The following is a 13,450-nucleotide window of genomic DNA, read 5'->3' as shown; positions in this document are numbered from 1 at the left end:
GTCGGCCCCTAAGGCGAGGGCGAAAGCCGTAGTCGATGGGAAACAGGTTAATATTCCTGTACTTGCAATTGCTGCGACGGAGTGACGGAGAAGGCTAGGCCAGCATGGCGATTGGTTGTCCATGTTTAAGGTTGTAGGCTGGGGACTTAGGCAAATCCGGGTCCCTAAGGCTGAGAACTTATGACGAGTTTCTTTTTAAGAAACGAAGTGGTTGATGCCCTGCTTCCAGGAAAAACTTCTAAGCTTCAGGCAATTGTGAACCGTACTCTAAACCGACACAGGTGGTCAGGTAGAGAATACCAAGGCGCTTGAGAGAACTCTGGTGAAGGAACTAGGCAAAATGGTACCGTAACTTCGGGAGAAGGTACGCCGGTTTTGGTGATGGGACTTGCTCCCTAAGCTGAGGCCGGTCGAAGTGACCAGGTGGCTGCGACTGTTTATTAAAAACATAGCACTCTGCAAACACGTAAGTGGACGTATAGGGTGTGACGCCTGCCCGGTGCCGGAAGGTTAATTGATGGGGTTAGCTTCGGCGAAGCTCTTGATCGAAGCCCCGGTAAACGGCGGCCGTAACTATAACGGTCCTAAGGTAGCGAAATTCCTTGTCGGGTAAGTTCCGACCTGCACGAATGGCGTAACGATGGCCACGCTGTCTCCACCAGAGACTCAGTGAAATTGAAATCGCTGTTAAGATGCAGTGTACCCGCGGCTAGACGGAAAGACCCCGTGAACCTTTACTACAGCTTTGCACTGAACTTTGAGCCTATTTGTGTAGGATAGGTGGGAGGCTTTGAAACTGTGACGCTAGTTGCAGTGGAGCCATCCTTGAAATACCACCCTGGTATGTTTGAGGTTCTAACTCTGGTCCGTTATCCGGATCGAGGACAGTGTATGGTGGGTAGTTTGACTGGGGCGGTCTCCTCCCAAAGAGTAACGGAGGAGTACGAAGGTGCACTCAGCATGGTCGGAAATCATGCAATGAGCATAATGGTATAAGTGCGCTTGACTGCGAGTCAGACATGACGAGCAGGTACGAAAGTAGGTCATAGTGATCCGGTGGTTCTGTATGGAAGGGCCATCGCTCAACGGATAAAAGGTACTCCGGGGATAACAGGCTGATACCGCCCAAGAGTTCACATCGACGGCGGTGTTTGGCACCTCGATGTCGGCTCATCACATCCTGGGGCTGAAGCCGGTCCCAAGGGTATGGCTGTTCGCCATTTAAAGTGGTACGCGAGCTGGGTTTAGAACGTCGTGAGACAGTTCGGTCCCTATCTGCCGTGGGCGTTGGAAATTTGAGAAGAGTTGCTCCTAGTACGAGAGGACCGGAGTGAACGAACCTCTGGTGTTCGGGTTGTCACGCCAGTGGCATTGCCCGGTAGCTATGTTCGGACGGGATAACCGCTGAAAGCATCTAAGCGGGAAGCCTCCTTCAAGATTAGATTTCCCTGACTCCTTGAGAGTCCTAAAGGGCCGTGGAAGACTACCACGTTGATAGGCTGGGTGTGGAAGCGTTGTGAGGCGTTGAGCTAACCAGTACTAATTGCCCGTGCGGCTTGACCATACAACAGAGATGGTTACTAACGATTACTGATCGGATGATCAGTGGATTGTGCGCAAGAAGAGACACACGTTCTTGCGGTGTATTACTACAGAATGTTTTACCGACTTATTTGGGGTTATCGCCGGTCACCAAACTGACCGAGGCAAACAGCGATAACAGGCAGCGCAGAGCAGAAAGCTCATAAGACCAGTCCAACCCAAGCCAGTTTGCCTGACGACCATAGAGTTGTGGAACCACCTGATCCCTTGCCGAACTCAGAAGTGAAACGCAACATCGCCGATGGTAGTGTGGGGATTCCCCATGTGAGAGTAGGTCATCGTCAGGCATCTAAATAAAAGAAAGGGCCACCCATTTGGGTGGCCCTTTTTTTATTTAGGATACGGTGAATTACTGTCTACTACCTAGCAGTGCGTAGCACTGCCATGTGAAAGCTTATGCTCCGAAGGAGCGAAAGCTAGGGCGCCGCAGGCGTCGCGTAGCGATGGCGAGCGCAGCTCGACACCCAGTGTAGGTCACCACCACCGCCCCCCTTCCTTGCTCCAAACTCCCTTAGATCCACACTTACTCGTCTATCCACAGGATAAAATTCAGTAGTCTTCAAGAAGGTTTATCCCCAATTTCCAATGGCGTTTTTTTAGCCGCCGCCGCAACCCCAGTAACCACGCCACTCCCATCGAATATCCCGTAGTTACCCACAACTCTGTCCAAGGTTTCTGTGTGTAACCGGCTGTGCATAACTCGTAAAAAGCGCGATAAATCAGTTATTAACCGATGCATCCCCAGGGCTATATCAGCAGTGACCGCCAAGCTATTTGTGGGAAAAGAAAGCGCGAGGATTACACGCAAAGAAGTGATACAAGGAGTGATTTAATGATTGGAATCTGCGTGAAGAATTGCGCTTGTGCAGTGGAAAAAAGCCGCTGAAAAAATAGACGAAAACGCGAGCCCAGCAACCACGGGGGCCCGCGGTGCTTTTCAGGAGTTATCCCCAATGCTATCCAGTATTTCTGTGCACAAAGGGAAATAACCCACCGCTGTGGATGGAATATTCCCCTGATCGATGCATTGGGTTGCCCCTTAGAAGATGACGCTCCAGCCCAGTGATGCGGACTCCAACTGATACTCGCCTCTTGTTGTATCGCCACCTACTTCGGGAAATAGTTCCCACTCGGCACGGATGGTCCAGCGATCGCGCAGTCGGTAGCTCACGCCGGCACCGTAGCCCCAGTGGAAGCCACTGGCACTTTCGTTGAACTCTCCCTCCACAGGGAACGTCACGGCCTGCAGGGAGCCATCTTGTAGCTGTACCACCGCCAGGGTATCGCCGCGCTGCAGCGAGCGTATCTGGTTAAACCAGAAGCCACCGCCTATTTTGCCGAATACGCTTATCCCGGACCCGCCCACCGGAAGATGGCTAACGAAAAATGCATTCCCCATGCGGGTCGTCACGCGATCTTTTATAAACAGGCTTGGGAACTGTGGATTACTGATGGCGAAGTTCGAAGTGGCGCTGGTGGATTGCCGCAAATCGGCTTCTATTGCGAAATTCGGACTCCAGCGCCAACCGGCGTAAAGCTTCGCGCCCTCGCCACTGTCACTACAGTTGGAGAATGTCGCGAGTTGGTTGGTGCTATTCAGGCCGTTGACGAACGACTGCGAGTTGCCGCACACATCGTCGAGTGCGGTACTCTGGATCGCTAGCCCACCGTAGCGGTGCGAGTAAAAGTCTGCGTTTGCTGGGCTGCTGGCCAGCAATGAAAGGGGTACCACAAGCAGAAGGAGGAGCCTAACCATGGCGATACCTGCTCTGGAGATTGGGATTGGTTTTGTTCAGCGCCCCGGAACTTCCAGTCGGGACTCACTGCTACGCGATGGCGCAGCAGCTAGATCACATCATATTTTGAGTTGTGCGCGCAATTCCGCCAACTTCTTGGCATTTTCAGCTTTGGACAGAGGCTTGGCCGGCTGGTGCTCCAACTGAACCTGTTGCGGTGCCGGTAGGCTTTCGCCGGCGAGCAGGCGCTCACAAACCTTTTTGTAATGGCTGGCAAATACCGGGTAGGCGGAGGATTCCGGGTTATTGGCGAGGAAGAACCAGTCCGCTGCACGCCCGGCGTGGTACACCGCAGGATGGCTCCACTTCTGGTTGGCCTTGGGGCTCGGGGCGTTACAGGCCTCGCGATAGGCGGCACGCGGGTCCGGCAGGCGGTTTTCGCCTTCCGCACACAGCTGCAGCATCTTGTGTACAGTGGGCAGGTATTCACACTGCTTGATTGCACGCTTTGCGCCGGCAAGGATCTGCTCCGGTGAGAAGCCGGCGAGAGATTCCAGCCACAACCGCTTGGCGTGGTTCAGGGTCTGCACATCCTGGAACGCCGAGTTAAATTGATTGTGATAACTCAGCTTGAGCAAACCGAACACCTCGTTAAGTGCCCGCTTGCGCGCTTCCAGTTCGGCGTTACCAGTTTGTGTCTGTGACGATGTCCCAGACTGATGTATCTCTGGTGCGTTGGTTGGCTGCATTCCCGGGCTCTTGTGGCTTGCCATGGTGTTGTCCTATCGCGAACTTGTTGCGCTCGGCCCACTGGTGACGGGCGTGACGTACGAAGACGGAATCCCAGCTTTTGCGTGCGGCACCCTGCTCACGCCAGTAGAGGCGGAATTCCGGTACCAGGCCAAGGGCAAATTCGCGTTCAATTTCACATTGATTCAAGAGGTGGCCAAGGCAGTCACTGGTCGGTTGCCAGTTGCGAGAAATCGGCTTGGCGACTGGGTTTTTCTCGATGCCCTGGCAGTAGTATGCCCACTCGGTGCGAGCATACTCGATAAACTGTTCTCCCCAGCGGGCACTGTGTCCACCGCGCTCGAGCCACTTGTAGATAAATTCGGGCAGTAATTCTGACGCAAAACTGGGGTTGATGGCCAATCGACGCAGCTGTTCCCAGGTGTTCTCACTGGGCTGCCAGTCGCGCGTCATTGGCTCGGGCTTCCGCTTCTCTATAAACGGTGTGTCCTGCTTCTCCCAGTCCTCGGTTACCCAGTCGTTAAACTCGAGATCCCAGGAAATGGATTGCTTGGCGCTGTTGCGATGGTACTCCACGAAACGCTGTAAGCAGCGCTGTACAAAGGTACTGGGGACGCCCTCATCGGAGAGTTTGCGCAGGGTATCTTCCCCCGGCCGCCAGTGGTCGGGCAGGGGTTGCTTGCGACCCTGCGTTGCCCGGTAAGACTCCCACTTGGTTTTTACCAGTTTCAGGAACAGGGAACCAAAGGAGTGTCTGCTTTCGCCGCGGTCGCGCCAATAGGTCACAAACTCTGGCAGCTGTTCGCGCACAAAATGTTCCGGCACGCCCAGTTGCGCGATGCGCGCCATGGTTTCGCCATCCGGTTGCCAGCTGGGGGAAATGATATTCGCCGCCCGCTGTACCGGCATATGCGGTACCGGGGACGGAGCTGGTGACGTCTGCTGTGCTTGCGTATTGCCGCGCGCTTGTCCCGCAGGCAGCGCGAACTTCAATACGGCACTACTGCCGTAGGGCGCGGCCCCCAACAATAGCGCGCCCTGATTGCGCAGGCTCGTGGATACCCGCTGAATGTCATTGGGTTCCCAGAAAGGCAACAGCTGCTGCAGCTGCTCACCCTCTGCGGTATACCAGTCTCGGCCAGGATGTGACTCAACCGGCAAAAATGGTATCAGGTCGGTCAAGGCGCCAAGTAGCACCGCCTCCTCCAGGCCGAGCGTGGCGGCCAGAGTGGGGGATACTACAAGGGGACGTTCCGGAAGCAGGGGGTGTTTCATTCCGCGATGATACCACCCCGGGTCAAGTCACCGGGAGTAGAATTAGGTGTCTGTTTGGTCGGTCTACCGCCATCTACCTACCGCCATTTCTCACTTGCAGCAAGCGACCAGAGTGGGTCTTGCGGTTACGCCTGCTGCGATATTCGATAGGCGCAGCGGCGTGCGCCATCCAGCAGATACTCGCAGCGCTCTACTTTTGCCGTAGGCAGGCATTGCCGAAAGATTTCCAGCTCTGAACGGCAGAAGCCCTGGCACTCTCGGGCGGCGGCACAGATTGGACAGTGGTTTTCTAACAGCAACCACACCCCACGCTTTTCCTGTACCGCTTCGGCCATATATCCCTCCCGGCTGCGGATTTCCGCGAGTTTTTTTATCCGTGCACCGAGGCTTTTACAGCTGGCCAGGGTCGACCCATATTCGGTCAGGGATTCCTTTTCACGCTGGTCGATCAAGGCATTTAGGCCCTGCTCACCAAAAATTTCCCGAACGTTGTCGATCAGTTTGACGGTCAGATCGCTGTGGCGATCGGGAAACCGCTGGTGAGCCTTTTCGGTCAATTCCCAGAAACTGGTGGGGCGGCCAACTTTCTCTGCCTTGTCAAAGCGCGCAAGTAGCTCATCCTTTGCCATTCGATTCAGATGCTGGCGCGCACCGACCACTGAAATGTTCAGGTGCTCGGCGATTGTCGTCGCGGACTGGGCGCCGCGAGTCTTGAGAAAATAGAGGATTTGCTCGCGAGAATCCCCGCTGTTATCCGCAGCTTTCCCGGTGGTTTGGGCGGTAGTTTCCGCGGTCTTGGACTCAGAAATATTCAACGAGGGATCCCCTTCGCCGGCCAGTTATACGATGCGCGATGAAGTGCTGCGAACCAGATGGCACTAGCAAGGCATAAGGCGCCGCCGAGTACCAGGGTCCATTGGCTCCCCAGTAGTGCAAGCACACTGCCGAGCAGCGCAATGATGGCATTGGTCAGGCAAAAGTTTGCGGTCAGCAGACCCATCACTTTGCCCTGGCCGTACTGCTCAAAACGCTCGGACATAATTGCCGGGAAGACGCCATTCACGGTGGCGATACTGGCACCAATCAACGCGAACATCACAATTGCGCCCTTGCTGTTTGTGAGAGGCAGTAACGCCAGCAGAACACCCAGTAACAATGCGCCGTTAAATACCACGGGATTCGCGCCTAAGCGTTTCTTCAATGGCGGTACCGCCAACGCACTCATGGTAATCATTACCGAGGTAGCGACGACAGTATTCCAGGCGATGTCGTGCGGCGCGTAACCAAACTTCTCCACCAGCCAAAACGGATAAAACTCGTAAAAGGCGTTTACCCCAAGACAGAACAGCAGGTTAAACAGCGCCAGAGCGCGAATCGACGGCTCTCGCCACAGGGTCAGCGAGTTTTCCGAGCGAACGAGTTGCAGCAGATTACCGCTTGCGCGCGCGGACGGCTTGTCCGCGGGTAGAAACAACTGCGCCAGTAGAGCGCAGGCAATCACTGCCGCCGCACCGGCCCAAAACACCACGGCGGCTCCAAATACCGCCAAATAGCCACCACTCAGCGGCCCGAGTAGCCAGCCGGCATAGGCGCAGGACATTGCCAGTGACAAAGCGCGGGTGCGGTCGATAACTGGATGGAGGTCTGCAGCCATGGCACGGGCAATGGCGATGTTGCCCTCACACAAGCCGGTGACAAAGCGCGCGGCGATGAACAGCATAAAGTTTTGCCAGCTCAGTGCGAGTGCAGCCAATACGTAGCCCGCAGCTGCCAGAATTAAGGTGAGTACGAGAGTGCGGCGACGCCCAAACTGGTCGGACAGCGCGCCCAAAACGCTGCTGCCGATCAACAGGCCGATGGGAAATACGGCCAGTGCGACACCGAGCAGCAGCTTTGGTGGCAACCCCATAAAGTGGGTGAGCTCGGTAGCCGGCCCATCAAGAAACAGTGGCGCGAGTACCGGGTATGGGAGCGCGATACCGGCGGAGCCGATCAGGGTGACCAGCATCACGGTGATCAGCGTGGCCTTTGCGTTGTTCATGGATGCCCCAAATAAATAACGAATTTGTTATTTTATTAAGGTAGCAGCATTCGCCAATAAAATAAGCATATGCTTTTTTATTGTGATGATAGCGCCGCTCAATATAGTCGGGGTACGCGTGCCTGACTTGCCCTTCCCCGGGGGCAAGCTTTTAGTATGCCCAGCTACATTGATTGAGAGATCGACGATTAAGAGATCGACACAGGGAGAAACGCGTGGGAATCACGAAGGATGGCGCCGCGGCAAACAAGACGGCTGCCATGACTCAGACATTCCAGTTACATGGTGTGAGCTGCGCCGGGTGTGTGCGCAAGATAGAAAAAGCACTGGAAGGCGTTACTGGAGTAGACGAAGCCCAGGTAAACCTGGCTGACAAAACGCTAGTGATACAAGGCAGCGCCGAAATGGGTGCTTGTGTCCGTGCCGTGGAATCCGCCGGTTACGACGCCGAGCCGGTCCAGGCCAGTGCGAGGGCGCTGCGCGAACAACAGCGCGAGGAGGAGCAGCACCACTATCACCATCTGCTGTGGCGGGCCGCGATTGCGCTGGGGCTCGGTATCCCGCTGATGGTATGGGGGCTGGTCACCGGTGAGATGGGTGTGAACAACACCTTTCAGCAATTTGCCTGGGGCAGCGTGGGCCTGGTTACGCTGGCGGTACTGGTTTTCTGTGGCGGTCATTTCTACACGGGCGCCTGGCAGGCATTTCGCCATCATTCCGCCACCATGGACACCCTCGTTGCACTGGGTACCGGCACCGCCTGGCTATTTTCCATGTTGGTTGTACTACTGCCACAGGTATTGCCGGAGAGCGCGCGACACGTGTATTTCGAAGCCAGTGCAATGATTATTGGCCTGATCAACCTGGGGCAGGCACTGGAAGTACGCGCGCGCGGGCGCACCGGCGCGGCCGTGGAAAAACTGCTGCAACTGCAAGACAGCAGTGCCCGGGTGCTGCGCGATGGCGAAGAGCTGGACATTCCTATCGAGCAGGTGCGTGTGGGCGACAAACTGCGCGTACGCCCCGGGGAAAAAATTTCCGTGGACGGACGCGTGGTCGATGGCAGCAGCCTGGTGGATGAATCCATGCTCACCGGCGAACCGGTCCCAGTGAAAAAATCAGCGGGCGACCTACTGACCGCCGGCACCCTGAATAAGAACGGCAGCCTGCTGTTTGCGGCGGAAAAGGTCGGCGCCGATACCCGTCTGGCGCAAATCATTCAGATGGTAAAAAACGCCCAGAGCTCTCGGGTACCCATTGCACGTCTCGCGGATACCATTTCCGCGATCTTTGTGCCTGCGGTAATGATCATTGCCGTCGTCGCCGCGTTGGTCTGGTTCAATTGGGGGCCAGACCCGAAAGTGGCGCATATGCTGGTGGTGCTGACCTCGGTACTGATTATTGCCTGCCCCTGTGCCCTCGGCTTGGCCACACCCATGTCGGTGATGGTGGGGGTGGGCAAGGGCGCGGAAAACGGAGTACTGGTACGCAACGGCAAAGCACTGCAGCAGGCCACGGACTTGAATGCATTGTTGGTGGACAAAACCGGAACGCTTACGGAAGGCGTGCCTAGGCTTACCGATATCGAAAGCAGCGGCAATGCCGATGCGCTCCTGCAAAAGCTGGCGAGTTTGGAGAGTCACTCCGAGCACCCGCTGGCGGAGGCGATTGTCACTGCAGCAAAACAAAAGCCGCTTTCTTTGAGCCCGGTTGCTGACTTTGAGGCAATCACCGCCCATGGGGTAAAAGGAAATGTGGACGGCGCCACTATTCTGCTCGGTAACAGCAAGCTGATGCAGCGCGAAGGCGTGGCGATCGGCGAGTGGCAACAGAAATCCGAAGTCCTTTCCAGGCAGGGCAAGACCGCGATGTACGCTGCCGTAGATGGCGAGCTTGCCGGTGTGATCGCGGTGGCCGACCCAATTCGGGAAGATGCGGCTGCGGCGGTACAGCGCATCAAACAACTGGGACTGCGCATAGAAATGCTCACCGGTGACAATACCGCTACCGCGAACGCCGTTGCTAAACAGTTGGGCATTGAACATGTGCATGCGGAGTTGTTGCCGGAAGACAAGGAAAAGATTGTTGTTGCGCAGCAAAAAAATGGAGCCAAGGTGGGCATGGCAGGCGATGGCATTAACGATGCCCCGGCACTGGCTCGCGCCGATGTGGGCTTTGCCATTGGTGCCGGTACCGATGTGGCCATCGAATCAGCGGATATCACGCTGATGCGCTCCTCGCTGCACGGTGTCGCCGATGCAGTGGAGTTATCCCGCGCAACTCTACGCAACATTAAACAGAATTTGTTCGGCGCCTTTATCTATAACACGCTCGGTATTCCTATTGCCGCAGGTGTGCTTTATCAGATAACCGGCATGTTATTGAGCCCGGTGATTGCCGGCGCGGCGATGGCTTTCTCTTCGGTGACCGTGGTGACGAATGCCAACCGCCTGCGCCTGTTTAAGCCAACACGCGTTGCAGCAAAACAGGTTGAACACACGAATAATTCCATCGGCGAGGGAGATAGCTAATGGCAACGTTGCTGATTAACTTGCTAGGACTGATCGCTATCGCAGCAATCGTATGGTGGTTCTGGATTGCACCAAGAAAACAACGCTCGGCCGCTATCGGCGCGGACACGCAGATGCAGGTGCTGGTCAAGGATGGGGTCTACTCGCCGGACCGTATCCGGGTGCCGGTAAATGAGAAAACCGTGCTGCATTTTTTGCGTGAGGATCCCAGCCCCTGTGCGGAATGGGTGCTGTTCCCCGATCTCGAGGTGAGCGCACAGCTGGGGGTGGATCAGGTAACCGAGATAGCCGTTTACCCCAAACAAGCCGGGGAATATCCGTTCCACTGCCAGATGCAAATGTATCGCGGCACACTCGTTGTTGAGTGAGCCGCGAATTCGATGCGGAATGCGTTATACAGGCTCCGGCTCTTTGCGTTCGATCACCGGGGTGGTATTAGGTGTTTCTTTCGCCACCACCTCATCTGCACGCACCTTGTGGAAAATGGCATAGAACACCGGTACCGCAATCAGTGTCAGCACCGTTGCGAAGCTCAGGCCGCCAATGATTGTCGCGGCCATATCCGCAAAGAAGGCATCAAACAGCAGGGGCGACATACCGAGAATCGTGGTTACCGCGGCGAGGAATACCGGGCGCAAACGACTGACACTTGCCTGCTGGATCGCGGTCAGGCGTGGCAGGCCGGCATGCGTCTGCACTTCAATTTCGTCCACCAGTACCACAGCATTTTTAATCAGCATGCCCGACAAGCTGAGCACCCCGAGCAGGGACATAAAACCGAACGGTAAGCCACTCACCAGCAGGCCGACCACCACTCCTACCAGGCTCATGGGTACCACCAGCCAGATAATAATGGGCTCTTTGACGGTACCGAACAGCAGCACCGTGATGACCATCATCACCAGGAAGCTAAGTGGCAGACGGGCACCAAGGCTTTCCTGAGCATCACCGGATTGCTCGAACACACCACCGATTTCTATGCGGTAGCCCGGTGGCAGGGAAAGGTCTTCGTAACCATCCAGAATCTGCGCGGATGCGGCCATGGCATTCATACCCGCGGGCGCGTCACCGCTAATGGTAATCGTCGGGATACGATTGCGGCGGTGAATCAGACCGTCTTCCGCCGTGGTTTCAAATTTCTCCACCAGTTGTCCTGCGGGAATATAGTCACGCTGGTTTGCACTCCATACCAAACGGTCTTCCAGAGCACCGACCTGATTGCGATCGTCCTCCGGCAGGCGTGCGACGACCGGGATAATACGGTCGCCACTTTCAATACTGCCGAGCCGGTAGCCGGACGTCGCAAACTGGATCGTGCGGCTGATATCCTCACTGGTGACACCGGCAACCCGGGCACGCTCATCGAGGATATGTGCGCGAATCACCGGTTCGCGCCCACGCCAATCGTGGTTGACGTTGTCCAGACCTTTTTCGAGAAAAATAGGTTTGATCTGTTCGGCGAGTGCACGCAGCACCGCGTGATCCGGTCCGGAGATTCGTACCTGCACATCCGGCACATTACCGGGTCCGAAAGCCAGGCGTTTGAAGGTGATCAGAGCTTCCGGATGCTGCTCGCGCAGCGCCAGCTTCGCGCTCTCGATTAATTGCGGGATCTGTTCGCGGTCATGGGTACGCACAATCAGCTGGCCGTAGGCTGCGTTCGGCGCGTCCGGGGCGTAAGTCAGCATAAAGCGGTCGGCGCCGCGTCCAGCGACCGCAGTTACCCACTCTACTTCCTTTTGCGCTTCAAAATACTCACCGGCTTCCTGTAGCGCGCGGTCGGTGCGATTAATATCACTGCCTTGCGGCATGTGATAGTTCACAAAGAACATCGGTGTATTGGAGCTCGGGAAAAAGCTCTGCTTAACGAAGCCAAAGGCAAAGTAACTGGCGGCGGTTACCGCAACGAGTATGGCAACGGTGATACGGCGGTGGGCCAGCGCGCGCGACAGCACACCTTCATACATGCGATAGAACTTGCCGTTGTACAGGTCATCGCTATTGGTTTCCCCACTGGGTTTGAACAAATGGTTGCCCACAAACGGGGTGATGGTTACCGCCAGTACCCAGCTCAGCAGCAACGAGATGCCAATCACCGCAAACAGTGAGAACAGGAATTCACCGGTGCTGTCCGGAGACAGGCCAATACCCGAGAATGCCATGATGCCGATAATGGTGGCGCCGAGTAACGGCCAGAATGCCTGACGCACGATGCGGGCAGCGGCACTTTTCGGTTGCTGGTTTTTCTGGACGCCGATCAGCATTCCTTCCGCAACCACGATGGCGTTATCCACCAGCATACCCATGGCGATAATCAGGGCGCCCAGGGAAATCCGTTGCAGGTTGATCTCAAACAGGTTCATAAACAGCAGGGTGCCGAGTACCGTTAAGCCGAGAACGGTGCCCACCACCACGCCAGAGCGCCAGCCCATAAACAGGCACAGAACAAAAATTACAATGGCCACGGAAGACAGCAGGTTGAACAGGAAACCGTCCACACTCTCTTCCACCACCGTATGCTGTGCATACACCGGGTGCAGCTCCACACCCAGCGGCAGGCCCTGCTTCAATTGCGCAAGCTTTGCCTCTACCGCTTTACCGACGTCCACAATATTGGTGTCCAGGTTGCCGGCGACGCCGATCAGGATTGCGGGCTGGCCATTGAAGCGGGCGATAAAGCTCGGGCTTTCATCGTAGGCGAGGGAAACGTCGGCAACATCCTGTACCGCAAGCATAGCGGTGGAGCCGGGTACGCCGAACAAGATATTGCGCACCGAGTCCAGGTCGGTTGCCTGGCTGTTGACGGTAATCCGAGTGCGCAGGTCGCGGTCACCGACTTCGCCGGATTGCTCGGTGCTGGTTTCCGAGGTGATTACCTGAGACAAATCATCGAGGGAGAAACCGAGCTGCGCGAGCCGGGTTTCATCCACATCCAGATAGGCGACTTCATCGATCACGCCGGAACGGGATACGCGCGCGACGCCGTCCACCGCGAGCAGTTCGCGGCGCACAACCTTGGAAATATCGCGCATTTCCGATGGGGTAAAGTTTTCCCCCGTCATCGCAAAATAGATACCGTACACATCGCCAAAGTCGTCATTCACGACGGGCGGCAGCGCACCTTTGGGCAGCGAAGCGCGGGCGTCACTCACCTTGCGACGCAGCTCATCCCAAATTTGCGGCAGATCTTCGGAAAGGTATTCATCCTTGATCTCAACATTGATTTCCGAAAGCCCGGTGCGAGAGGTTGAGGTAATACGCTTGAGTTGCGCCATTTGCTGGATGGCGATTTCAAGCTTTTCCGTAACTTCTTCTTCTACCTGGCGCGCACTTGCGCCCGGGTAAGTAGTGAATACCCGCGCCTGCTTAATGGTGAACGCTGGGTCTTCCAGACGGCCTATATCGGACAGGCCCCAGAGCCCACCCAATAAAAAGATAAGAATCAGGGTCCAGCTATAAACCGGACGCTCAATAAATAAATCAGATATCTTCACGAAGCTCTCCGAATACTGCGT

At 56.0% G+C, this 13,450-nt stretch carries 8 protein-coding genes and 2 rRNA genes (1 of these 10 running past the window's edge); 4 read left to right on the top strand and 6 right to left on the bottom strand.

Features of this window, described 5'->3' with window-relative positions; genetic code table 11:
* Together Mag101_RS15595 and rrf are read left to right on the top strand one after the other, a co-directional pair.
* Positions 1-1,564: ribosomal RNA gene (locus Mag101_RS15595) — 23S ribosomal RNA — on the top strand (it extends 1,321 nt beyond the left edge of the window).
* A gap of 209 nt (positions 1,565-1,773) precedes the next feature.
* A 5S ribosomal RNA gene (gene rrf / locus Mag101_RS15590) occupies positions 1,774-1,889 on the top strand.
* Between the two features lie 752 nt (positions 1,890-2,641).
* On the opposite strand, the gene Mag101_RS15585 is transcribed toward rrf, so the two are convergent.
* The 5 genes from Mag101_RS15585 to Mag101_RS15565 form a co-directional block, all read right to left on the bottom strand.
* Positions 2,642-3,358 (bottom strand): outer membrane protein, encoded by a 717-nt coding sequence (locus tag Mag101_RS15585; RefSeq protein WP_077407118.1) that lies wholly within the window; start codon positions 3,356-3,358, stop codon positions 2,642-2,644.
* Between the two features lie 99 nt (positions 3,359-3,457).
* Positions 3,458-4,087, bottom strand: a complete 630-nt coding sequence (locus tag Mag101_RS15580) for a replication protein P (RefSeq protein WP_232325054.1) — start codon at positions 4,085-4,087, stop codon at positions 3,458-3,460.
* On the bottom strand, positions 4,023-5,363 hold the full coding sequence (locus tag Mag101_RS15575) for a DnaT-like ssDNA-binding domain-containing protein (protein ID WP_077407114.1): 1,341 nt from the start codon (positions 5,361-5,363) through the stop codon (positions 4,023-4,025). Before Mag101_RS15575 ends, Mag101_RS15580 begins: the two co-directional genes overlap by 65 nt.
* Positions 5,364-5,488: 125 nt before the next feature.
* Positions 5,489-6,178 carry a helix-turn-helix transcriptional regulator gene (locus Mag101_RS15570; RefSeq protein WP_198040009.1) on the bottom strand — a complete coding sequence of 230 codons (690 nt, stop codon included), beginning with the start codon at positions 6,176-6,178 and terminating at the stop codon, positions 5,489-5,491.
* On the bottom strand, positions 6,175-7,404 hold the full coding sequence (locus tag Mag101_RS15565; RefSeq protein WP_077407111.1) for an MFS transporter: 1,230 nt from the start codon (positions 7,402-7,404) through the stop codon (positions 6,175-6,177). Before Mag101_RS15565 ends, Mag101_RS15570 begins: the two co-directional genes overlap by 4 nt.
* A 260-nt stretch (positions 7,405-7,664) precedes the next feature.
* Between Mag101_RS15565 and Mag101_RS15560 the strand changes: the two genes are divergently transcribed.
* Both Mag101_RS15560 and Mag101_RS15555 read left to right on the top strand, forming a co-directional pair.
* On the top strand, positions 7,665-9,935 hold the full coding sequence (locus Mag101_RS15560) for a heavy metal translocating P-type ATPase (RefSeq protein ID WP_077408376.1): 2,271 nt from the start codon (positions 7,665-7,667) through the stop codon (positions 9,933-9,935).
* Positions 9,935-10,303, top strand: coding sequence for a cupredoxin domain-containing protein (locus Mag101_RS15555; protein WP_077407108.1), 369 nt, complete (start codon positions 9,935-9,937; stop codon positions 10,301-10,303). Before Mag101_RS15560 ends, Mag101_RS15555 begins: the two co-directional genes overlap by 1 nt.
* 24 nt (positions 10,304-10,327) lie before the next feature.
* Here Mag101_RS15555 and Mag101_RS15550 read toward each other — a convergent pair whose 3' ends face one another.
* Positions 10,328-13,429 carry an efflux RND transporter permease subunit gene (locus Mag101_RS15550; protein ID WP_077407105.1) on the bottom strand — a complete coding sequence of 1,034 codons (3,102 nt, stop codon included), beginning with the start codon at positions 13,427-13,429 and terminating at the stop codon, positions 10,328-10,330.
* Positions 13,430-13,450 lie beyond the last annotated feature (21 nt).

This window comes from Microbulbifer agarilyticus, from assembly GCF_001999945.1.
In the GTDB taxonomy this organism is placed as follows: domain Bacteria; phylum Pseudomonadota; class Gammaproteobacteria; order Pseudomonadales; family Cellvibrionaceae; genus Microbulbifer; species Microbulbifer agarilyticus_A.
The sequence above is the reverse complement of the archived record's forward strand: the minus strand, read 5'-3'. Positions and strand labels throughout refer to the sequence as shown.

Excerpts from the sequence above, each read along its gene's own strand:
- Mag101_RS15565 (WP_077407111.1), bottom strand. The coding sequence starts at position 7,404 with ATGAACAACGCAAAGGCCACGCTGATCACCGTGATGCTGGTCACCCTG.
- Mag101_RS15560 (WP_077408376.1), top strand. The coding sequence starts at position 7,665 with ATGACTCAGACATTCCAGTTACATGGTGTGAGCTGCGCCGGGTGTGTG.
- Mag101_RS15580 (WP_232325054.1), bottom strand. The coding sequence starts at position 4,087 with ATGCAGCCAACCAACGCACCAGAGATACATCAGTCTGGGACATCGTCA.
- Mag101_RS15555 (WP_077407108.1), top strand. The coding sequence starts at position 9,935 with ATGGCAACGTTGCTGATTAACTTGCTAGGACTGATCGCTATCGCAGCA.
- Mag101_RS15585 (WP_077407118.1), bottom strand. The coding sequence starts at position 3,358 with ATGGTTAGGCTCCTCCTTCTGCTTGTGGTACCCCTTTCATTGCTGGCC.
- Mag101_RS15575 (WP_077407114.1), bottom strand. The coding sequence starts at position 5,363 with ATGAAACACCCCCTGCTTCCGGAACGTCCCCTTGTAGTATCCCCCACT.